This window comes from Arthrobacter sp. BC5, from assembly GCF_056680255.1.
This window is the reverse complement of the sequence record NZ_CM155273.1, coordinates 723,695-743,776: the sequence shown is the minus strand read 5'-3', so window position 1 is coordinate 743,776 and position 20,082 is coordinate 723,695. Positions and strand designations below refer to the sequence as shown.

General features: G+C 69.3%; 22 protein-coding genes and 1 tRNA gene. 15 read left to right on the top strand and 8 right to left on the bottom strand.

All coding sequences use genetic code 11. The features are described 5' to 3' along the window. Window positions 1-154 precede the first annotated feature (154 nt). Window positions 155-667 carry a septum formation family protein gene (locus tag AC1MFI_RS03250; RefSeq protein WP_479819628.1) on the bottom strand — a complete coding sequence of 171 codons (513 nt, stop codon included), beginning with the start codon at window positions 665-667 and terminating at the stop codon, window positions 155-157. Between the two features lie 147 nt (window positions 668-814). After that, window positions 815-902: transfer RNA gene (locus AC1MFI_RS03245), tRNA-Ser, on the bottom strand. Between the two features lie 60 nt (window positions 903-962). Here AC1MFI_RS03245 and AC1MFI_RS03240 point away from each other — a divergent pair. Continuing rightward, a complete protein-coding gene (locus AC1MFI_RS03240) occupies window positions 963-1,937 on the top strand; it encodes an NAD(P)H-quinone oxidoreductase (protein WP_479819626.1) in 975 nt (324 codons plus the stop codon). Here the strand turns inward: AC1MFI_RS03240 and AC1MFI_RS03235 are convergent. After that, window positions 1,934-2,965, bottom strand: a complete 1,032-nt coding sequence (locus AC1MFI_RS03235) for an FUSC family protein (RefSeq protein WP_479819624.1) — start codon at window positions 2,963-2,965, stop codon at window positions 1,934-1,936. The two genes, AC1MFI_RS03240 and AC1MFI_RS03235, sit on opposite strands and share 4 nt — an antisense overlap. Before the next feature lie 181 nt (window positions 2,966-3,146). Between AC1MFI_RS03235 and AC1MFI_RS03230 the strand changes: the two genes are divergently transcribed. From AC1MFI_RS03230 to AC1MFI_RS03205, 6 genes are all read left to right on the top strand, one after another. Next, window positions 3,147-3,401 (top strand): hypothetical protein, encoded by a 255-nt coding sequence (locus AC1MFI_RS03230; RefSeq protein WP_479819622.1) that lies wholly within the window; start codon window positions 3,147-3,149, stop codon window positions 3,399-3,401. Window positions 3,402-3,543: 142 nt separating this feature from the next. Next, window positions 3,544-5,820 (top strand): carbon starvation CstA family protein, encoded by a 2,277-nt coding sequence (locus AC1MFI_RS03225; RefSeq protein ID WP_479819621.1) that lies wholly within the window; start codon window positions 3,544-3,546, stop codon window positions 5,818-5,820. Continuing rightward, entirely contained in the window at window positions 5,820-6,029 is a 210-nt protein-coding gene (locus AC1MFI_RS03220; protein ID WP_479819619.1) for a YbdD/YjiX family protein, read from the top strand. The genes AC1MFI_RS03225 and AC1MFI_RS03220 overlap by 1 nt, the downstream gene beginning before the upstream one ends. Before the next feature lie 150 nt (window positions 6,030-6,179). Beyond that, window positions 6,180-6,800, top strand: a complete 621-nt coding sequence (locus tag AC1MFI_RS03215; protein WP_479819617.1) for a bacterial proteasome activator family protein — start codon at window positions 6,180-6,182, stop codon at window positions 6,798-6,800. Window positions 6,801-6,807: 7 nt separating this feature from the next. Further along, window positions 6,808-7,263, top strand: coding sequence for a hypothetical protein (locus AC1MFI_RS03210; protein ID WP_479819615.1), 456 nt, complete (start codon window positions 6,808-6,810; stop codon window positions 7,261-7,263). 80 nt (window positions 7,264-7,343) lie between these two features. Then, entirely contained in the window at window positions 7,344-8,183 is an 840-nt protein-coding gene (locus AC1MFI_RS03205; RefSeq protein ID WP_479819613.1) for an aldo/keto reductase, read from the top strand. Window positions 8,184-8,265: 82 nt separating this feature from the next. On the opposite strand, the gene AC1MFI_RS03200 is transcribed toward AC1MFI_RS03205, so the two are convergent. The 5 genes from AC1MFI_RS03200 to AC1MFI_RS03180 form a co-directional block, all read right to left on the bottom strand. Next, a complete protein-coding gene (locus tag AC1MFI_RS03200; protein ID WP_479819611.1) occupies window positions 8,266-8,637 on the bottom strand; it encodes a flagellar assembly protein FliW in 372 nt (123 codons plus the stop codon). Then, the gene (locus AC1MFI_RS03195; protein WP_479819609.1) at window positions 8,634-9,509 is read right to left on the bottom strand and encodes a flagellin N-terminal helical domain-containing protein; all 876 of its coding nucleotides are present in this window, start codon (window positions 9,507-9,509) and stop codon (window positions 8,634-8,636) included. The genes AC1MFI_RS03200 and AC1MFI_RS03195 overlap by 4 nt, the downstream gene beginning before the upstream one ends. Before the next feature lie 12 nt (window positions 9,510-9,521). Then, complete coding sequence (flgK, locus tag AC1MFI_RS03190) at window positions 9,522-10,907, bottom strand: flagellar hook-associated protein FlgK (protein ID WP_479819607.1); 1,386 nt, start codon at window positions 10,905-10,907, stop codon at window positions 9,522-9,524. Between the two features lie 7 nt (window positions 10,908-10,914). Continuing rightward, complete coding sequence (locus AC1MFI_RS03185) at window positions 10,915-11,400, bottom strand: flagellar protein FlgN (protein ID WP_479819605.1); 486 nt, start codon at window positions 11,398-11,400, stop codon at window positions 10,915-10,917. Window positions 11,401-11,514: 114 nt separating this feature from the next. Further along, the gene (locus AC1MFI_RS03180) at window positions 11,515-13,764 is read right to left on the bottom strand and encodes a putative bifunctional diguanylate cyclase/phosphodiesterase (RefSeq protein ID WP_479819603.1); all 2,250 of its coding nucleotides are present in this window, start codon (window positions 13,762-13,764) and stop codon (window positions 11,515-11,517) included. A 274-nt stretch (window positions 13,765-14,038) separates the two neighbouring features. Here AC1MFI_RS03180 and AC1MFI_RS03175 point away from each other — a divergent pair, with 274 nt between their 5' ends. The 8 genes from AC1MFI_RS03175 (at window position 14,039) to fliF (ending at window position 20,082) form a co-directional block, all read left to right on the top strand. Continuing rightward, entirely contained in the window at window positions 14,039-14,896 is an 858-nt protein-coding gene (locus AC1MFI_RS03175) for a flagellin N-terminal helical domain-containing protein (protein ID WP_479819601.1), read from the top strand. Between the two features lie 143 nt (window positions 14,897-15,039). After that, window positions 15,040-16,413 (top strand): flagellar filament capping protein FliD, encoded by a 1,374-nt coding sequence (gene fliD / locus AC1MFI_RS03170; protein WP_479819600.1) that lies wholly within the window; start codon window positions 15,040-15,042, stop codon window positions 16,411-16,413. 5 nt (window positions 16,414-16,418) lie between these two features. Continuing rightward, the gene (fliS, locus tag AC1MFI_RS03165) at window positions 16,419-16,868 is read left to right on the top strand and encodes a flagellar export chaperone FliS (RefSeq protein WP_479819598.1); all 450 of its coding nucleotides are present in this window, start codon (window positions 16,419-16,421) and stop codon (window positions 16,866-16,868) included. Beyond that, window positions 16,861-17,271, top strand: coding sequence for a hypothetical protein (locus AC1MFI_RS03160; RefSeq protein WP_479819597.1), 411 nt, complete (start codon window positions 16,861-16,863; stop codon window positions 17,269-17,271). The genes fliS and AC1MFI_RS03160 overlap by 8 nt, the downstream gene beginning before the upstream one ends. Before the next feature lie 126 nt (window positions 17,272-17,397). Further along, the gene (locus AC1MFI_RS03155) at window positions 17,398-17,739 is read left to right on the top strand and encodes a flagellar basal body rod protein FlgB (protein WP_479819595.1); all 342 of its coding nucleotides are present in this window, start codon (window positions 17,398-17,400) and stop codon (window positions 17,737-17,739) included. After that, window positions 17,739-18,131, top strand: a complete 393-nt coding sequence (locus tag AC1MFI_RS03150; RefSeq protein WP_400484765.1) for a flagellar basal body rod protein FlgC — start codon at window positions 17,739-17,741, stop codon at window positions 18,129-18,131. The genes AC1MFI_RS03155 and AC1MFI_RS03150 overlap by 1 nt, the downstream gene beginning before the upstream one ends. Further along, window positions 18,131-18,442: a flagellar hook-basal body complex protein FliE gene (fliE, locus tag AC1MFI_RS03145; RefSeq protein ID WP_479819593.1), complete on the top strand. Its 312-nt coding sequence runs from the start codon at window positions 18,131-18,133 to the stop codon at window positions 18,440-18,442. Before AC1MFI_RS03150 ends, fliE begins: the two co-directional genes overlap by 1 nt. Further along, window positions 18,442-20,082 (top strand): flagellar basal-body MS-ring/collar protein FliF, encoded by a 1,641-nt coding sequence (fliF, locus tag AC1MFI_RS03140; protein ID WP_479819591.1) that lies wholly within the window; start codon window positions 18,442-18,444, stop codon window positions 20,080-20,082. The genes fliE and fliF overlap by 1 nt, the downstream gene beginning before the upstream one ends.

Genomic DNA, 20,082 nt, shown 5'->3' with positions numbered 1-20,082 from the left:
CGCGAAGCAGCCGCGAGTGAAGCCCGCCCACCCTCGAGGGGTGACGCGTTGGCATGAGCACCATATGTGACGTGAGTGACATTTGTATCCCCGGGGGAAGCCAACCAGAAGATCGTTAACAACGGGTTACCAAAAAGCAGGACCAGGGCGGAGGCTACCTGCCGGCACCTTCGAGTGTTCCGGTGACGGGGGTCTCGCCCTGCTCGGCGACGAAGCAGAGGATCTCCCGGTCGCCTGCCGACGTCCAGCTCTCCTCCACGGGATAGAAGTAGAGCATCTCGAGGACGGAGGCGTCGTACTCGACCCCGATGTACGCGGCGAACTCCCCGCCGCAGAAGTCACTGGCGGCGGTGTTGGCGGCCGGTACGCCCGGGTAGTCGCCGTCGGGCATCTCCGTGCTGGCGAACGCCTCGAAATGATGCGGGTCCTCGCACGGCAGGACCGTGATGTCCGAGACACTCTCCGTGCCGGGATCGTCGATGCAGTCTCCCACCTCGATCGAGAAGGCGTCCGTCTCGGCCTCGGCGGTGACGGCGCCGTCGACATCCCGCTCCGGACCCGCCGAGGGGAAGAGGGTGCATCCTGTCACCAGCGCCAGGGCGATGGTCGACGCCGCTGCCACGCCGACGCGGCGCAGCGGTGAGACCCTGTGAGAACCAGTACGCATCGAGACCCCGTCCTCGGCCACGGACGCGTGGCACGGCTGTTGCTCCTCGGGACAGTACCGCACCACGGCGTGGGGCACCATGGCCCGAGGAGACGCCGGTGTGACACGAAAAAAGAAGGCCCCGCGATGCGGGGCCTTCTTCAGGAGCGGAAGGTAAGGGATTCGAACCCTTGAGACGGGGTAACCGCCCACTGGTTTTCAAGACCAGCTCCTTCGGCCGCTCGGACAACCTTCCGCCGCTAGTGTTTCACGAAGGGCGGGTGACGCCCAAATACCCGAACGAGTGGAGGCCGGCATGCGCGCAGTGGTGATCGAGGGGGCGGGCGGGCCCGAGGTCCTGTCGGTGCAGGAGGTTCCCGATCCCGTGCCCGCGGCCGGGGAAGTCCTCATCGATGTCGTCGCGGCCGGCCTGAACCGCGCCGATGTGCAGCAGCGGCGCGGGCTGTACCCGCCGCCCGAGGGTGCGTCCGCCGTGCCCGGCCTCGAGGTGTCCGGCTACATCGCCGAAGCGGGAGGATCGGGGTTCGCGGCCGGGGACGCCGTCGTCGCACTGCTGGCCGGCGGCGGCTACGCGGAGAGGGTGGCCGTGCCGGCCGGGCAGGTGGTCGCGGCCCCCGGCGGCGTCGACCTGGTGCAGGCCGCGGGTCTTCCCGAGACGGCCGCGACGGTGTGGTCGAACCTCGTGCTGCAGGCGGGCCTCGGCCGGGGGGACGACGTCCTGATCCACGGAGCATCCGGCGGCATCGGGGTGATGGCCGTCCAGGTGAGCCTCGCCCTCGGCGCCGTGCCCCACGTGACGGCCGGTTCCGCGGCGAAGCTCGACGTCGCACGGTCACTCGGTGTCCGGACGCTCATCGACTACCGCGAGCAGGACTTCGTGCAGGAGCTCCTCGCCGCCACGGACGGCCGGGGAGCGGATGTGATCCTCGACGTGGTCGGGGCGGCGTACCTCGCCCGGAACGTCGAGTCCCTCGCGTCGGGCGGTCGGCTCGTGGTCATCGGGCTGCAGGGTGGCGCCAGGGCGGAACTCGACCTCGCCGCGCTGATGCGCAAGCGCGCGAGTGTCGCCGGGACCACGCTGAGGGCGCGTCCGGTGGACGAGAAGGCAGCGATCATGGCGGAGGTCCGGGACAGTGTGTGGCCGCTGGTCGCCTCCGGCGCCGTCCGTCCGTTCGTGGACCGGACCTTCCCGCTCGCGCAGGTGGCGGAGGCCCACACCTACTTCGACTCCGGAGAGCACACCGGGAAGATCCTGCTGGTGATGGGCTAGGTACCGCGGGTACCGTGGTGTGCCGCCTGTTGGCGCACGTGCAGCGCGAGCACCAGGGCGATCCCCACGGACGCGCCGATCAGCGTCTCGACGGCGCGGTCCGTGAGCAGGCCCGCCGGGTCGGCCGGATGGGCCAGTTGCGTGGAGACGAGGGCGAGCGGCGTGACGAACGCCTGCGCCAGGGCGTACTGCCGCAGGATGAACATCTCGGCCGCGAACTGCGCGACGGCGATGACGAGGACGAGCTGCCAGGCGGCGAGGCCCGGGAGGAGGATCAGCGCGGTCAGGGCCAGCCCCGCGAACGTGCCGAGGATCCGCTGGAGGCCTCGTGTGGCGCGCGCCCGTGCGGACTGACCGACGAGCGGGACGGTCGCGGCGACCATCGCCCAGTAGGTGTGGCCGAGGTTGAGGGCCGTGGCCGCACTGCCGGCCAGCAGCGCGGCCACGACGTACAGCGCCGCTTCCCGGCCCAGGGCCGTCACGTGCGGGGTGCTGAGGCGGTCCGCTGCCGGCCGGAGCCACTGCGTGCGGTGCCGTGGCCAGAGGTTCCCCGCCTGGCCGAGGAGTAGCGCGAAGGCCACGGTGGCGACCGCCGTGGTGAGCCCCTGCCAGAGCGGAGGCTGCCCGGGCACGGAGGCGATGGCGGCGAAGGCGAAGATGTGGAAGAGCGAGCCGCCCGGACGGAGGCGGAAGATGCCCGCGCCGAAGGTGCCGAGCCCGGCGACCGCGCTGGTGAGGAGGACGAGGCCCCACGGCCCGACGTCGGCCCGTGCGGTCAGTGTTGCCGCGAGGATCACCGCGAGCATGAGGCCGCCGCCGCGCAGCTGCGTGGCGAGGCGTCGGCGGTGTGGTTCGTTCCGCCCGTAGATGCCGGCGAAGGCGCCGAAGGTCGCGAACACCGCCAGGTCGAGCCGGCCCAGGAGCAGGACCACCAGCAGCGGGATCCCGACCCCCACAGCGCAGCGCAGCGCGGGGTGGTGGTCGCCGGCGGACGGGTGGATGTGCACGAGGTCACGGAGGAGGGACACGGGCTGCGGGCTTTCAGGCGAAGGGATCGACGGCGCCGCTGGCATCGGATGGCGGAATGCCACCGGTCAACACTACGCTCCACCGGCACCCGTGTGCCCACCGGCCGGGATCATCAGCATGCTTCCGATCGGCGTACGGCTGTGCGAGGCTGGCAGGACAGCAACCGGAAGGAGCAGGACAGTGGAGACCACCGATCACGGCCGCGACGACGGCAAGGGCGGCCTGTCACAGGCGGCGGACAGCTTCGCGGAGAACCTCGGCGACCAGGTGCCGGACGGCGTCGACAACGGGCCGACCGACGATGCGGACGAGCCCGCCGACGGGCGCACCAGGACTCACGCGAGCATCAGCGAGGGCCTGAACGCGAACGACGACGACGAGCCCCCGGCGGTCCTCGACGACGGCCTCGACGGGGGCAGGCGCAGCTCCTCCTGACAGGGTGCCGGAAGCGCCGGTCGCTCGCCGCACGAGCGGGTGCGTTCGGCGCTTCCCACCGGCTCCCGGGCTTGCCCTGTGACGCAGGCCTCACTAGGTTGCTACCTTCGTGTGCATCACACTCTCGCACTCGAGGAGCATCATGAGTAAGAAGCAGAGCGGATCCCACCGGCACGCCGACGTGCTGGTGACGGATCCGGACCTGCCCGCGGTCGCCGTCGACCCGCAGCAGGCCGAAGCAGAAGACCGCCGGTGGACGCCGGCGAAGATCGCACTCTGGGTGGGCATCGCACTCCTGGGCGGCATCGCCTGGACCATGCTCGCCATCGTCCGCGGTGAGACCGTCAACGCCATCTGGTTCGTCTTCGCCGCCGTGTGTACCTACCTGATCGCCTACCGGTTCTACTCGAAGTTCATCGAGCGGCACCTCCTGAAGCCCGATGACCGGCGGGCGACCCCGGCGGAGTACAAGGCGGACGGCAAGGACTACGCAGCAACCGACCGCCGGGTGCTCTACGGCCACCACTTCGCAGCGATCGCCGGAGCCGGCCCCCTGGTGGGCCCCGTGCTCGCAGCGCAGATGGGCTACCTCCCCGGCACCCTCTGGATCATCATCGGCGTCATCTTCGCCGGAGCGGTCCAGGACTACCTCGTCATGTTCTTCTCGATGCGCCGCGGGGGCCGTTCCCTCGGGCAGATGGCGCGCGAGGAGCTCGGCGTCATCGGCGGGACCGCCGCCCTCATCGCCACGCTGACCATCATGATCATCATCGTCGCCATCCTGGCGCTCGTCGTCGTGAACGCACTCGGAGAGAGCCCGTGGGGCGTCTTCTCCGTCTCCATGACCATCCCGATCGCACTCTTCATGGGCGTCTACCTGCGCTTCCTGCGGCCCGGCAGGGTCACGGAGGTGTCCCTCATCGGCTTCGCGCTGCTGCTGCTCGCCATCATCGGTGGCGGCTGGATCTCCGAGACGGCCTGGGGTGTCGAGATCTTCACCCTCGACCGCATCACCATCGCCTGGGGCATCATCATCTACGGCTTCATCGCCGCCGTCCTGCCCGTCTGGCTCCTCCTGGCACCCCGCGACTACCTCTCCACCTTCATGAAGATCGGCACGATCGTCATGCTCGCGGTCGCCATCGTCATCACCCGCCCCGAGATCAGCGTCCCCGCCATCACGCCCTATGCGAGCTCCGGCACGGGGCCGGTCGTCGCGGGCACGCTGTTCCCGTTCCTGTTCGTCACGATCGCCTGCGGCGCACTCTCCGGGTTCCACGCGCTGATCTCCTCGGGCACCACCCCGAAGATGATCGAGAAGGAACGCCAGACGCGCTTCATCGGCTACGGCGGCATGCTGATGGAGTCCTTCGTGGCCATCATGGCGCTCGTCGCAGCCCTCTCGATCGACCGCGGCATCTACTTCGCCATGAACTCCTCCGCGGCAGCCACCGGCGGCACCATCGAGGGCGCCGTGGCCTTCGTCAACGGCCTCGGTCTCACCGGCGTGAACCTCACGCAGGAGGCGCTCAGCACGATGGCCTCGAACGTCGGCGAGGAATCGATCGTCTCCCGCACGGGTGGCGCGCCGACCCTCGCCGTCGGTATCGCCCAGATCATGCAGGGGGTCTTCGGGGACGCGGGCATGATGGCGTTCTGGTACCACTTCGCGATCATGTTCGAGGCGCTGTTCATCCTCACGGCGGTCGACGCCGGAACCAGGGTCGCCCGTTTCATGCTGCAGGACAGCATCGGCAACTTCGTCCCCCGCTTCCGCGACACCTCCTGGCGTGCCGGGGCATGGATCTGCACCGCGATCATGGTGGCCGGGTGGGGAGCGATCCTCATCATGGGCGTCACCGACCCCCTCGGCGGCATCAACACGCTCTTCCCGCTGTTCGGTATCGCCAACCAGCTGCTTGCGGCCATCGCGCTCGCGGTGTGCATGGCGATCTGCGCCAAGCGGGGCCTGTTCCGGTTCCTGTGGATCCCGGCGCTGCCGCTCGCCTTCGCGGCAGTGGTGACCATCACGGCGTCGTTCCTGAAGATCTTCTCGCCGGTCCCGGCCATCGGCTACTGGGCGCAGCACACCGCCTTCAAGAACGCCCTGGCGGCCGGTGAGGAGAGCTTCGGCACCGCCAGGACCGTGGCCGCGATGGAGGCGGTGGTACGCAACACCTTCATCCAGGGCACGCTGTCGATCTTTTTCGTGGTGCTGTCGATCATCGTCATCGTGACGGCGATCCTCGCCACCATCCGGGCCTACCGGCACGGCGGTGGCAAGGAGAACGAGGACGCTCCGGTGGCGTCGCGCATCTTCGCACCGGCGGGCCTGATCGCGTCGCCGGCCGAGAAGGAGCTCGAGGCGCAGTGGTCGGCCCTCGAGCCCGGCAAGCGTCCCGTGAGGACGGGCCACTGATGGCCGTGCCGCAGGTCCTCCACCGGGCGCGGGACACGGCGCGCGAGCTGGCCTGGCTGTTCAAGGGCGTCATGGGGGAGAACGCCTACCAGGCCTACCTCGACCACCACGAGCGCAGCCATGCCGGTGGGCAGCCCATGACCGAGCGTGAGTTCTGGCGGGACAAGGCCGATCGCCAGGACGCCAACCCGGAGGGCCGCTGCTGCTAGCGGGTCCTCCACCACACGAAGCCCGGCGCCTCCACCAGGGAGCCCGGGCTTCGTGCTGTCCGCCGCCCTGCGCGTCTCCGCCGCAGCCACCGCCGGGAGCAAGGGTGGATCCGACGTGCCCGGTCCCAGCCGTTGTGGGAGCATTGCGTCATGACTGAACAGCAGCCAGCCAGTCCCTTCGATCCCGCCCCCGGGATCGTCCCCGGCGCGCCGGACGTTCACTCCAACGGAACCCAACCGGGTCCTTCCGGTCCCGCCGCCCAGTCCGACGGACGCCCCGCAACACTCGCGGAGCTCGTCGACGAACCGGCGAAGGTCATGCGTATCGGCACAATGCTCAAGCAACTGCTGGAGGAGGTCCGGACCGCTCCGCTCGACGACGCCGGACGCACCCGGCTGGCGTCCATCCACGAGCGGTCGGTGAAGGAGCTCGAGGACGGCCTCGCCCCGGAACTGGTCGAGGAGCTGCACCGCATCAACCTGCCGTTCGACAAGGATTCGACACCCACGGACGCGGAACTGCGTGTTGCCCAGGCACAGCTCGTGGGGTGGCTCGAGGGGCTCTTCCACGGCATCCAGGCCGCGATGGCCGCGCAGCAGATGGCCAACCAGCAGCTGGCAGCGCGTCTCCAGATGCGCCAGCTGCCGCCCGGCACGGTGATCGCCCCGGGCGTCGTCGTCGGGGAGGACGGCGAACCACGGCGCACGCCACCCGTGCGCCAGGCGCAGGACGCCCCGGCGGACACGCATGGCCCCGGCCAGTACCTGTAACGCGTAGGTGGCATTCTTCGCAGCGGCGCGCCAGGGGCGGAAGGACGACGCCGAACTGGGCACCGGGGTATGGCGGCGCGCGCACGACCGCTTCCGCCGCGGCCTCGACCGCTACCACCAGATCCTCGAGGGCATCGAGGACGACGACGTCTACAACGAGCTCGTGGTCGTCGCCAACGAGCTCGGCGCGATGTTGCCCCGCGTCCGTGCGATCTGCGTGGGAGCGCAGGCCTCCTCGCCGAGCACGGGGCTGGACATCCCCGGTGCGTTCCTGCAGGTGCACCGGGCGCTCTCCCGTGCGGGCAACACACTCGCGACGACGGCCGAGGCCGCCGCGATGGCCAGGCTCGACGGCGAGCGGTGGGGCGTCGCGTCCTCCGGGCTCGACAACGTACGACGCCGGGCCCGGTTGGTGGCGGACGACGTCGACGAGGCGGAGCGCGCGATGCCGGGTACCCGGTAGGGCCCGGATCGATACCTCGCTGGCTGATAGTTGTCGGTGGAAACAGAAATAAAAGCGCAGCGCCGTTGGTTCCCGCCTGTATGACTACATCACCAAACCTCACTTTCAACGACGGTTCCACCATCCCCCAGCTCGGGTACGGAGTGTGGCAGGTCGAGGACGACGTCGCCGAGGACGTGGTGGGCAGGGCCTTCAAGGCCGGTTACCGCCACATCGACACCGCCAAGATCTACGGGAACGAAGCGGGCGTGGGACGCGCCATCGCGGCGTCGGGCCTCCGCCCCGACGAGATGTTCATCACCACGAAGCTGTGGAACGCGGACCAGGGCTACGACGCCACGCTGAAGGCGTTCGACGCGTCGATGGAGCGGCTGGGCCTGGAGACGCTCGACCTCTACCTCATCCACTGGCTGCAGCCGAAGCAGGGCAAGTACCTGGACACCTGGAAGGCCTTCATCGAACTGCAGAAGCAGGGTCGCGTGAAGAGCATCGGCGTCTCGAACTTCACCGTCGAGGCGCTCAATGAGATCATCGACGCGACCGGCGTGGTTCCTGCGATCAACCAGGTGGAGACCCACCCGTACCTCAACCAGTCCGAGCTGCGCGCGTTCGAGGCCGAGAAGGGCATCCTCCACGAGTCGTGGTCGCCTCTCGGCTCCGGCAAGGGCCTGCTCGACGACGCCGTGCTGCAGGACATCGCGCAGAAGCGCAACGCCACGCCCGCGCAGGTCGTCCTCGCCTGGCACCTCGCGCTCGGCATCGTGGTCATCCCCAAGTCGGTGACCGAGTCGCGCATCATCGAGAACTGGGAATCCCTCGGCGTGAAGCTCGAGGACGAGGACATCGAGGCCATCAACGGGCTCGACAAGGGATCGGCGGGCCGCATCGGCGCCGATCCTGCGACGTCCGACTTCGCCTAGGAGACCGCCGGCAGGTACACCCTGCAGGATGACGAAGAGCCGCCCGGCGCTGCCGGGCGGCTCTTCGTCGTTCGGATCCGCGTCAGGCGGCCTGGGCCAGGGCCGCCCGGAGCGGGTAGCCCTGCCCCTCGAGGATCAGTTGCGCGCAGCGTCCGGTCTCCGGGTCCAGGACGATCGGCGCCGCCAGGTTGACTGTGGTGCCGCCGGGGCCAGGGTTGGCGACGACGAACAGGTGGGCTTCCGGGACGTCCGCCCCGAGCGCGTCGCGCTGCACTGCTGAGAAATGCGGACTGTAGTCGGGCACGTAGGTTGCCGCGTCGAGGAGGAACAGGCGCACGGCCGGTTCCTCGGCCGCCGTGAGCGTGAAGAGACCGTCGGCGCCCGGAACCGGCTCGAAGTGGAAGTCGGTCAGCGGTGCAAGGCCGGGGGGAGGGGTGACGAACGCGGCCCTCATCGCAGGAAGTCCATCAGCGAGGGCTGCAGGACCCGCGCCGAGACGGCGAGTGCGCTCTGGTAGGCGGTCTCCTGCAGCTTGAGGTCCAGGATGACGGAGGCGAGATCGATGTCTTCCACGGCGGCGCGTTCTCCTTCGAGTGCCAGCGAGGCGTCGGCGACGACGTCCTTGGCTTCGAGCAGCCGCGCGTGACGTGCGCCGATCTCGCTGTGCTGGGCGGTGAGGTCCTGGATGCGCTGCTGGAGCGGCGCGAGGTGTACGGAGACGTCCTTGCCGGCACGGAGGTCCGCCGCGATGGTGTCCAGCAGGGCGAAGGCCGAGCTGCTGCCGCTTCCGAACACGGCGGCGCCGTCGGCATCGACGCGCAGGGTCTGGCCCGGTCCGACGCGCCGCTCGACCGCCCCTCCTGCCTCGAAGTCCAGGCCGGCCGTGAGTGCGGCGGGGGCATCGGCATTGCCTGCGAAGAGGAAACGCCCGGCGTACGTGGCGTTCGCCTGGGCGACGAGGCCTCCGCGCAGGGACTCGATGTCCAGTGCGAGGGCCTCACGGGCTGCAGGCGGAAGCGCCGAGTTGGACCCCTGCAGCGTCAGGTCGTTGACGCGGTCGAGCGCGCGCTTCGACGTCGTCATGGCGTTCTCGAGTTGCCCCAGCCAGCCCTCGCCGTCGGAGATGTTCCGGCCGTACTGCTCGTTCGCGCGGATCTCGGCACGGACGCGGAGAGCTTCGCCCGCAGCGGCCGGATTGTCCGAGGGCCGGCTGATGGCCTTCTGGCTGGAGGCCTTCTCCTGCAGGTCGGCAAGGCGTGCAAGATTGACCTGCAGCGAGCGCTGGGCTCCCTGCAGCATGGTCTGGTTGGTGACGCGCGTGATCATGATGGCCTTCCCCTAGCGTCCGACGATTCCCATGCGGTTGATGAGGACATCGAGCATCTCGTCGACGGCCGTCATCACGCGCGCGGCGCCCTGGTAGGCGTGCTGGTACTGCAGCAGGTTGACCTGTTCCTCGTCCATGCTCACGGAGGTGGCGCCGAGCTGGTGCTGCAGCGCCGACGTGGCTGACACCTCCGCCAGGGCGTTGCCCTGGAGTTCGACGCGCGCGGCGGAACCGAGGGCGACGACGAAGGCAGACCAGGCGGCGTCGGGCGAGCCCGTTCCGGTGCCGACGCGGGAGATCGCGGCGGCCACGGATCCGTCGAAGCCGCCCGCTCCTGGAGCGCCCGCGGCGAGGTCCTCGCGGCGGGTGGGCAGAACGGCGAGCGATGCTGCGGCGCGCTCCGGCTGGTAGGCGAAGAAAGCTCCCTTGCCGGAGCCGGTATGGAGGGCGTTGACCTGGTCTGCGAGCTGCCGCGCGAAATCGTCGTACCCGGCGGCGGCCTGCGCGAGCGCCCCGCCGGCGTCGGCGGGTGCGAGGAGCGAGACGGTGGCAGCGAGTTCTCCGCTCTCCATGCCGGCAGACGCCCCGGGGCGATGCGTCCACTCGACCTGCACCGTCCCGGCGCCGTCGAGCTGTATCGGCCCCGTGACCTGCAGCGCCCTCGCAGTGGTCCCCGAGACCAGCGGGTTACCCGCCAGCAGGACGTCGGCGGTGCCGTCGGCGTTGTCGCGCACCGTTGCTCCGGTCAGGCCCGCGAGCGTCGCGGCGAGCGTGGTCCGGCGGTCGACGAGTTCGTTCGCGGAGGCGCCGGAGGCGACGGCGGAACGGATCTGCCGGTTCAGGTCCGCCACCTGCGCGGCGGCGTCGTTCACCTCGACGACGAGGCCCGCCGCGGACGAGCGGACCGATGCCCACTGCTCCTCCACGTCCCGGTACCCCGAGGCGATGCGGGAGGTGAGCTGCCCTGCGGTCGAGAGGAGGGCCGAGGCGGGGGCGTCCTTGTCGGGGTGGTTGGAGAGTTCCTGCCAGCCCGACCAGAAGTCCTGCAGCGGCTTCGAGACGCCGTTCGTGCCCGGTTCCCCGAGGCCGCCCTCGAGCGCCGAGAATGCCTGGGCGCGGACGGCGGTGTAGCCGGCGGCGCCCGCCGTGATGCGCACGCGTGCCTCGAGGTGGGCATCACGCAGCCGGGCCATGCCCTCGGCGAGCACGCCTTCGCCGGTGCGTGTCCCGGCCGCGAAGAGGGTTGGCCTCACGGGGGCTGCCGCCGACGTCTCGAGACGCTGCCGCGTGTACCCCGGGGTTGTTGCGTTGGCGATGTTCTGCCCGGTGACATCGAGGCCCGCCCGTGCGGCGGCGAGGCCGGAATAGGCAGTGTTGAGTCCGCTGAATGTGCTCATGGTCCCGCTACAGATCCTTGTCGAGGAGGGTTGGCAGGCCGTGGCCCTGGGTCGAGGCGCCGTCGGCGGCGTACGTTCCCGCGCCGGTGCCGATGCCGGCCAGGGTCTCCTGGGTGGAACGGCTGGCCGCTTTGAGGAAGTGCTGGTTGCTGTCGCGCAGGGCGGAGATCTGTGCCACGAGTGCGGTCATGGCCTGGAGGTGTGCGGACAGCAGTTCTTGCCACGGCCCGTCCGGGGCGGCGGCGGAGATCTCCCGGAGGCTCGCGCCGTCGTCGATGCCCCACGCCGTGGCCACTCCTGCAGCATGCACGGCCCGGGCCAGTCCGACCTCGCGGAGCCGTTCGAGCACCTGCTCCACCTCGCGCGTGGCGTGGTGGAGCCATCGGGTCTTGCCCGAGGTGAGGAGGAGCTGCTCTTCCTCGAGTTTGAAGACGAGGAGCTCGAGCAGCTCGCGCTCCTGCCAGAGCAGGGCTGAAAGATCCTGTGCGGTCACGGTGCCACCTCCTCTTCGGGACCACGGACGGGTGGAACCGTAAGAACTATCGGCGTTGCCTGCCGCGATGTAAGGAACGTGGCCAGGCGTCACCGACAACTTACCAGCAGGGGCTCATCCGGAGCCGCTGGTGGCGGCTGCGACCGGAGTGTGCCCGGAGATCCAGGGCACCACCATGGCGGCCGGCAGCGGCTTCGCGAAGTGGAAGCCCTGCGCGAGATCGCACCCGAGCGCGCGCAGCTCCATCAGGGTCTCCTCGTTGTCCACTCCTTCGGCGACCACCCGCAGATCGAGGCTGTGGGCCAGGTCGATGATCGAGCCCACGAGCCCGCCGGCCCGTCGATCCGTGCGCATGGCGGTGATGAAGGACCGGTCCAGCTTCAGTTCGTCGGCGGGAAGATCACGCAGGTACGCCAGGGAGCTGTAACCGGTTCCGAAGTCGTCGATCGAGATCTGGATGCCGTCGGCGCGAAGCTGCGCGAGGATCTTCACCGAGCTGACCGGGTCCGCCATCAGCATGTCCTCGGTGATCTCGAGCATGAGGCACTCCGGCGGCATGTGGTGCTGCGTGAGGAGGGCGCGGACCTGCCGGGGCAGTCCGCGCTGGATGCAGGATCCGGACAGGTTCACGGCGACGCTGATCATCAGTCCGTCGGCACGCCAGCGCGAGACCTGGCCGACGGCTGCCTCGAGCACGAGCGTGGAGAGCTCGGGCATCAGTCCTGCTTCCTCGGCGAGGGGCAGGAACGACGTCGGTGGCAGTTGCCCGAGCACGGGGTGGTTCCAGCGGATGAGGGCCTCGACACTCGTGACGGCGTTGTCGGGCAGGTGCACCTTGGGCTGGTAGTGCAGCTCGAACTGGCCCTCGACCAGCGCCGCGCGGAGCTCCTGCAGCATCCGCAGCTTCCGCGCGCCGCCGTCGTCGTCCATCGAGCTGTAGAGATGGTGTCCGCTGCGGTTGGATTTGGCCCAGAACATGGCGATGTCCGCTTTGCGCATCAGCAGGTGGATGTCGGTGCCGTTCTCCGGCGTGAGGGCTATGCCGATGCTGACGCTGATCGTCAGGGAGGCCGTACCGATCTGGATCGGTTCTGCGAGTTCCGCTTCCAGCCGCCGTGCCATCCTGAGGGCCTCCTCACGGGGGACGCCGTCGAGGAAGACCGCGAATTCGTCTCCGCCGAGGCGTGCCAGCAGGTCGTTCGACGCCAGCGGCCGGGCGAAGCGCTGACCGACCTGCACGAGGAGGGCGTCCCCGACGTCGTGGCCCAGGGCATCGTTGACGTCCTTGAAGCGGTCGAGGTCCAAGAAGAACAGGGCACCGGAGCGCCGTCCGCCCAGCCGGCCGAGGAGATCCCTGACGAGGCCCCGGCGGTTCGGGAGTCCCGTCAGGTCGTCCGTGGTCGCGAGGGCGACCAGCATGCGGTTCCGGAACAGGAGGGGTACCGCGGCCAGGAGGAGGGTGAGGGCGGCGAGGCCCTGGGCGACGGGCGCGATGGGCACCTGGCACCCGATGAGCAGGACGGAGACGGCGGAGCCGGTGGACACCATGAGCATGGTGGCGGCGGGAAGGCCGCGTCCGTGGCGGCGGACGACCGCGCCGGCTCGTGCGACGCCGTCGATCCACAGGGCGATGGCCACGACCCCCAGGATCCAGCCGGCGTCGATCATGGATCCGATGACGTAATCGCGCATGCCCAGCGCGTAGGCGATGTCCGCAGCGGTGAAGAGCATCAGTCCGGCCACGAGCAGCGGCCAGCGCGGCCCGAGATCGAGGCCTCGGGAGGTCATCAGGCCGCCGACGGCACTGATCAGCAGGAGATCGAGAACGGGGTAGATGACCACCACCACCATCTCGAACGTGGTACTGCTGCCGGTTCCGGCCTGCATGACCGGCGCGAGGACCATGGCCATGACCGAGGCGGCGGCCAGGGCACCCACAAGGCTGTCCAGCAGCAGGGGCCAGGTGAGGCCCCTCAGCTTCCGCACCGTCACCACGAGGGTGCCGAGCATCAACGGGTAGAAGGTGAAGTACAGGATGTCCGCGGCCGATACGACCGTGAGTGAATGCTGCCCGTTCAACGCCGAGAGATAGTAGGCGTCGCCCGCGGTGTAGACCGTCACGGCGGTGGCACCGAGCACCACCTGCCACTGGGACCGGCGCGTCCGCAGGACCGCGAAGATGCACACGGCGACGGCGGAGAGTTCCGCGGTGATGCCGAGCCATACGTCGGCGGCGTCGACGCCGACCAGGTCCCCGAGCAGGAGGCAGACGACGTACAGGGCCGCCACGGTGACCAGGGCGATCACCGGGATCCTGGAGATGCTCCTGCGCGGCGTGCCATCTTCGTGCGCTTCCGTGAGCACCGCACTCCCTTTCGATCAGCATGATCAGGAATCTGACCGAAGAGCGAGCCTACGGCCGGGACTCCGACCGTCCGCGCAATCCGGCTCGATCGGGCCCAACCCACGGTGAAAACTGGGCCTACCTTGCGTCTGGACTGGCTGCGCGGCCCACCTTCCGGCACGTCCGGAAAAAACTTCGACGGATTCCTAACGCCCCCCGGGGCGCTTCCGATAGCTACCGTTGCAGGCCCATGGATGGGCCCGCGAACGCAGCCCTTTCACGGAGGAATACATCATGGGTTTCCAGATCAACACCAACACCGCGGCCAACACCGCATACCGCAACCTCTCCAGCACCCAGGGCGATATGTCCAAGTCGCTCGAGAAGCTCTCCAGTGGTCTCCGCATCAACCGTGCAGCCGACGACGCCGCCGGCCTGGCGATCTCCGAGGGCCTGCGCTCGCAGATCGGTGGCCTGGGAGTTGCAGCCCGCAACGCCCAGGACGGCATCAGCGTGGTCCAGACCGCTGAAGGTGCGCTGACCGAGGTCCACAGCATCCTGCAGCGCGTCCGTGACCTCGCGGTCCAGTCGGGCAACGACTCGAACAACGCTGATGCCCGGAAGGCGATTCAAACTGAGGTCACCGCGCTGTCCAAAGAGCTGACGCGGATCAGCGACTCCACGAACTTCAATGGGATTGAGCTGCTTAAGGGTGGCGACGATCTCACCTTCCAGGTCGGTGCAGGTTCAACGGCAACTACCGATCAGATCACTGTGAAGCGCGCGAATGTCGCGGATGTTGCGATCGCGATCGCCGGTGGTACAGATTCCGCCGGTGCTACGAAGACAGCACTCAGCTTCGCAGACCCGGCTGGGGCGTTGCTTGCGATCGCTGAAATCGATGCTCAGATCAAGGCAGTCTCCACGTCGCGCTCCGAGCTCGGTGCCGTGCAGAACCGCTTCGAGTCCGCCATCAACAGCATCAACGTCTCGCAGGAGAACCTCTCCGCGGCCAAGTCCCGCATCACGGACACCGACATGGCGAAGGAGATGGCGGACTTCACCCGTTCGAACATCCTCTCGCAGGCCGGTACCGCGATGCTCGCGCAGGCCAACCAGATGAACCAGGGTGTCCTTCAGCTCCTCCGCTAAGCGGTGAGTATGTAGGCGAACAGTGCACGGTGGCGGGACTGATCCTGGACCGAGAGGTCCCGCCACCGCGCATTCGCCTTCTGAACACTGACAGCAGGACCCCGTAGAACCACGCACCGTTCCAGCCCCCGAGAGGTAGACCCATGGCGTTCTCCATCGACGGCATCGCCAGTGGGCTGGACACCACGAACATGATCAACCAGCTCATGCAGCTGGAAGCACGTCCGCAGACGCTCCTCAAGGCCAAGGCCACCTCGACGCAGGGCTTCGTCACTGCCCTGCAGCAGCTGAACACGCGCCTGAGCTCCCTCACCGAGCTCGCCACCAGGACCGCTAGACCTGAGGCTCTGGACCTCTACAAGGCGGCCAGCAGCTCCGACGCCGCCACGGCCACCGCGACCTCGTCCGCCGGCGCCGGTACGCTCGACTTCACCGTCCGGCAGCTCGCCTCCTCACAGTCCTCCGTCACGGGCGCCATGACGTCCTTCTCGCCGGCGGCCTCCACGCTCACGGTGCGAGCGAAGGATGGCACCACCACCGAGATCGCCACTACCGGCACGCTCGACGACGTCGTCGCCTCCGTCAACAAGGCCGGCGTCGGCATCACCGCCACGAAGGTCAGCGCCGGGGCCGACCCCGCCGGTGTCCCCCAGTATCGCCTCCAGTTCACCGCGCAGGAGCCCGGCGCCGAGCACGGCTTCGCGGTGTTCCGCGGCACCGCGGCGGACGTCACCGCGGGCACCGCGCCCGATCTCTTCGCCGAAACCGGTGCAGCCACCGTCCGCACCGCCAAGGACGCCGAAGTGGTCCTCTGGGGCGGGACAGCCGCGGAGCAAGTAGTGACGTCGTCGTCGAACACCTTCACCGACATCCTGCCCGGCGTCTCCGTCACCGTCGCGAAAACGACCACCGAACCGGTGTCCGTCACCGTGTCGCGCGATGCCGAGGCCACCACCACGAAGGCGAAGGACCTTGTGGAGGCCCTGCGGGGCGTCTTCTCCTTCGTCGAGACCAACACCAAGGTCACGCCCGGCGCGACGGCCAGTGCCGCACCGACGTCAGGCCGGTTCACGGGCGACAGCGCCGTGCGGGGGATCGCGCAGTCGGTCCTCACGGCGGCGACGGCGCCCATCAACGGCAGGTCGACGTCGGAGCTCGGGATCACGCTCACCCGCTCCGGGACCGTCGAGTTCGACGCGGAGAAGTTCGCCGCCGCACTCGCGAAGGACCCGGCCGCCGTGAAGGATGCGCTCACACAGCTCGCGGGACGCGTCGCGGAGGCCGGCAAGGCCGCCTCGGACAAGTACGACGGCGAGCTCACGCGCCGGATCACGAGCCAGGAATCGACGGTCCGCAGCCTCAACGACCAGGTGTCCGGCTGGGACACGCGGCTCGAGAAGCGCCGTGCAACGCTCGAGCGCACGTACTCGGCGCTCGAGGTCCAGCTCTCACAACTCCAATCACAGGGGGACTGGCTGTCGTCCCAGCTGGCCGGCCTGCCCACCAACGGAAGCTAGCCCAGATGCTGCAGAGAAACGGATACCAGGCCAAGCGCTCGCAGTACGTGCAGGACGCCGTCCTCTCGGCGACTCCTGCCGGTCTGCTGACCATGCTCTACGACCGCCTCCTGCTCGATCTCGCGCGGGCCGGCGCCGCCCAGGAGGCGGGGGACTGGGCCGTGGCGAGCGAGAACCTGCTGCACGCCCAGGACATCGTCGGTGAACTCATGTCCTCACTGCGCACGGACATCTGGGACGGCGCTGCCGGGCTCATGTCGCTGTACACGTATGTGCGGCAGGCCCTCGTCGAAGCCAACACCACGCGGAACCGGGTCAAGACAGCAGAGTGCGCCGAGATCCTGGAGCCGCTGCGCCAGGCGTGGCACGAGGCAGCCCGCACGGGCCAGGCGGCTCCCGCAGCCGTATCCGACCAGGCTGTACCGCGGTCCCTCGGAGTCCTCGGCATTGGCTGACGTGCAGCTCCCGGCCACCGTGCAGCTCCCGGCGGACGAGCGACAGCCCGGCCCGGCCCCGGCCCAGGCTGCAGACAGCACCGATGCGGCGGTCACCGCCTGGACCTCCGTTCTCGACGCCCTCGAAGCTGCTGTCAGGGAGGCAGAGGCCGGCGAGGTCACGCCCGCGACCCTCATGCATCAGGCGGCCGCGCTCAGCAGCTGGACGCCTCCGCGTATGGACGGTCCCATCCCCGACGCCCTCGTGGCCCGTGCCCGGGGCATCAACGGCCGCCAGCGACACGCGCTGGCGCGTCTCGGCGCCGAGCTCGGATCCCTGCGGCGGCACCGCTCGGCACTCGGGTCGGTGCAGGCGGCAACAGCACGGCAACTGCCCGCCGTCTACGTGGACGTGGCCGGCTGAAAGTTCCTGCCGAAAGCACCTAACAACCCGTCGGGCCACATCCGATAGTCGCCGGTGAGCATGGATCGCTCACCTTCCTGGCCATGGATCGGCCGTTCAGCCTTGCAAGAAGAGGTTCTGCCGCCCGTGCTCGATTCCGTGTCCTCGCTCGCCCTGCGCAGCGCCCTCGACGGGCTCGCCCTGCGCCAGCGCGTCACCGCGAACAACATCGCCAACGTCAACACGCCCGGTTTCCAGGCCCAGCGCGTGAGCTTCGAGGAGGCCCTGGCGCGCTCGGTGTCGACGGGCAGCGGAAGCGTCCAGGCGATTACGGACACCTCGCTGGAGCCGACACGGCTGAACGGCAGCAACGTCAACCTGGACACCGAGACCCTTTCCAACATCGATACCGTGCTGCGCTTCCAGTTCGCTGCACGCGCCGTGGAGGGCCCCTTCACCAGCATCCGCACGGCTCTGAGGACCAACTGATGACCTTCGACGCAATCGGCATCTCCGGCACGGGCCTCACCCTGCACCGCAAGTGGCTCGACGCCGTCGCGGACAACATGGCCAACGCCAACACGGTCACCGCCACGGACGGCGCCGCGTTCCAGCAGCGCTACATCACGGCACGCGCCGACGGGAACGGGCAGGGCGCCTACGTCGCCGGTGCCGAGTTCGGCAGCGCCGAGGGACGCCTGGTCCATGAACCGAACCATCCCCTCGCCGACGCGGACGGCTACGTCCGCTACCCCGACATCGACATGAGCGCCCAGATGGGCCAGCTCATCATGGCCCAGCGCGGCTACCAGGCCAACGCCGCCGTCGTCGACCGCGCGAAGGCCACCTACGAGGCCGCCCTCCAGATCGGACGTAACTGATGCCCATGCCCGCGATCCCCGCGATCGGTGCTGTCCAGCCCGTCGCCACCTCCTACCTGCCGTCCGCAGGCGCGGTCTCCGGTGCCGGTGGCGAAGGGTTCGCCACCTCCCTCACCTCGGCCGTGGACAACCTGCAGTCCCTGCAGTCGGCGTCGAACGAGCTCGCCGTGCAGGCCGTCACCGGCGACCTGACGGACATCCACAATGCGACGCTCGCCTCGACGCGTGCGCAGGTGACGCTCGAACTCGTCGCGGCCGTGCGGAACAAGGGCGTTGACGCCTTCAACGAGATCATGAGGATGCAGGCCTGATGCCCACGCCCCTGTCCTCCGCGGCGACCCGCCTCGGGGACGCCGCGAAGAGCTTCACCATCGCCCAGCGCACCATCGCCATCATCGGCGTCGCCGTCCTCGTGCTCGGCGGGATCGCCCTCACGTCCTGGCTGTCCAAGCCCTCCTACACGCCGCTGTTCTCCGGGCTCAGCGGCGAGGATGCCAGCACCATCGTGGACCAGCTCCAGACCGACGGTGTGCCGTACGAACTGACGAACGGAGGCGGTACCATCCTCGTACCCGAGGGCGCCGTGTACGACCAGCGGATCAAGGCAGCCTCCGCGGGCCTGCCCTCCTCGTCCACCGGCGGGTATTCGCTCCTCGACGACATGGGCGTGACGTCCTCCGAATTCCAGCAGTCCACCACCTACAAGCGGGCGCTCGAGGGCGAGCTCGCGGCGACGGTCTCCGCGATCGACGGCGTGAAGACGGCGACCGTGCGCCTCGCCATTCCCGAGGACACGGTCTTCGTGGCGGAGCAGGGCAAGCCGACGGCGTCCGTCTTCGTGGAGACCGACCCGGGCGCCGCCCTGTCGAGCGACCAGGTGCAGGCGATCACGCACCTCACATCCGCCTCGATCGACCGCATGGACTCCGCCGACGTCGCCGTGATCGACGCCGAGGGCCGGGTCCTCTCGGCGGTCGGCGTCGGCGCCACCGGCGGCAGCGACCAGCAGGCCTCCGACTACGAGAAGCGCATCGGCGCTTCCGTGCAGGCGATGCTCGACCGCGTGGTCGGTGCAGGCAACGCCACCGTCGCGGTGGCCGCGGACATGAACCGGGAGACGGCCGAGCGCGTCGAGGAGACCTTCACGACGCCGGAGAACGCGCCCGCGCTCAACGAATCGACCACCACCGAGGCCTACGAGGGCGCCGGCGGCGGCAACGCCGGAGTGCTGGGCCCGGACAACATCGCCGTGCCGGAAGGCGGCGCGAACGGCGACGGCACGTTCAACTCGGAGTCGAGCACGCGGAACAACGCCGTGAACAAGACCACCGAGTCCACGACGGCGCCGGCGGGCGGCATCAACCGACAGACCATCTCCGTCGCCGTCAACCAGCGCGCGACGGCGAACATGGACGTGGCGGCGCTCACGGCGCTCGTCTCCAGCGCAGCGGGCATCGACGCAGCACGCGGCGACGTGGTGACGGTCGAGGAACTGCCGTTCAACGACGCCGGCGGCAAGGATGCAGCGGATGCCCTCGCCGAGGCGGAGGCGGCTCAGGCCGAGCAGCAGCGTGCGGAACTCATCCGGACGCTTTCCATCGTCGCGGCCATCCTGTTCGTCGCCATCGTGGCACTCATCGTCTACGCCCGCCGGTCCCGCCGGCAGCGGCGCGAACCCCTCGACCTCGGCGAGCTGCAGGGCGTCTACCCCGCGATCCCCGGCCCCGCGTCGCCCGCGATCGATCCCGCCGTCGGGCTCATCAGCGCCGTCGAGCCTGCTCCCAGCACCACCACGATCGACGTCGCCGCCGTACAGAGCGCCCTGCAGGCGGCATCGGCTGAGTCCGAGCTGGAGCGTATGCGCTCCGAGGTCGATGCCCTCGCCTCCCAGGACCCGGCGAAGACCGCCGAGTTCCTGCGCAGCATGATGGATGACAGGCAGAGCGTGTGA

Bases quoted from the DNA above. Each gene is read 5' to 3' on its own strand.
- AC1MFI_RS03250 (WP_479819628.1), bottom strand. From the start codon at position 667: ATGCGTACTGGTTCTCACAGGGTCTCACCGCTGCGCCGCGTCGGCGTG.
- AC1MFI_RS03240 (WP_479819626.1), top strand. From the start codon at position 963: ATGCGCGCAGTGGTGATCGAGGGGGCGGGCGGGCCCGAGGTCCTGTCG.
- AC1MFI_RS03225 (WP_479819621.1), top strand. From the start codon at position 3,544: ATGAGTAAGAAGCAGAGCGGATCCCACCGGCACGCCGACGTGCTGGTG.
- AC1MFI_RS03220 (WP_479819619.1), top strand. From the start codon at position 5,820: ATGGCCGTGCCGCAGGTCCTCCACCGGGCGCGGGACACGGCGCGCGAG.
- AC1MFI_RS03215 (WP_479819617.1), top strand. From the start codon at position 6,180: ATGACTGAACAGCAGCCAGCCAGTCCCTTCGATCCCGCCCCCGGGATC.
- AC1MFI_RS03205 (WP_479819613.1), top strand. From the start codon at position 7,344: ATGACTACATCACCAAACCTCACTTTCAACGACGGTTCCACCATCCCC.
- AC1MFI_RS03200 (WP_479819611.1), bottom strand. From the start codon at position 8,637: ATGAGGGCCGCGTTCGTCACCCCTCCCCCCGGCCTTGCACCGCTGACC.
- AC1MFI_RS03195 (WP_479819609.1), bottom strand. From the start codon at position 9,509: ATGATCACGCGCGTCACCAACCAGACCATGCTGCAGGGAGCCCAGCGC.
- flgK (WP_479819607.1), bottom strand. From the start codon at position 10,907: ATGAGCACATTCAGCGGACTCAACACTGCCTATTCCGGCCTCGCCGCC.
- AC1MFI_RS03175 (WP_479819601.1), top strand. From the start codon at position 14,039: ATGGGTTTCCAGATCAACACCAACACCGCGGCCAACACCGCATACCGC.
- fliD (WP_479819600.1), top strand. From the start codon at position 15,040: ATGGCGTTCTCCATCGACGGCATCGCCAGTGGGCTGGACACCACGAAC.
- fliS (WP_479819598.1), top strand. From the start codon at position 16,419: ATGCTGCAGAGAAACGGATACCAGGCCAAGCGCTCGCAGTACGTGCAG.
- AC1MFI_RS03150 (WP_400484765.1), top strand. From the start codon at position 17,739: ATGACCTTCGACGCAATCGGCATCTCCGGCACGGGCCTCACCCTGCAC.
- fliE (WP_479819593.1), top strand. From the start codon at position 18,131: ATGCCCATGCCCGCGATCCCCGCGATCGGTGCTGTCCAGCCCGTCGCC.
- fliF (WP_479819591.1), top strand. From the start codon at position 18,442: ATGCCCACGCCCCTGTCCTCCGCGGCGACCCGCCTCGGGGACGCCGCG.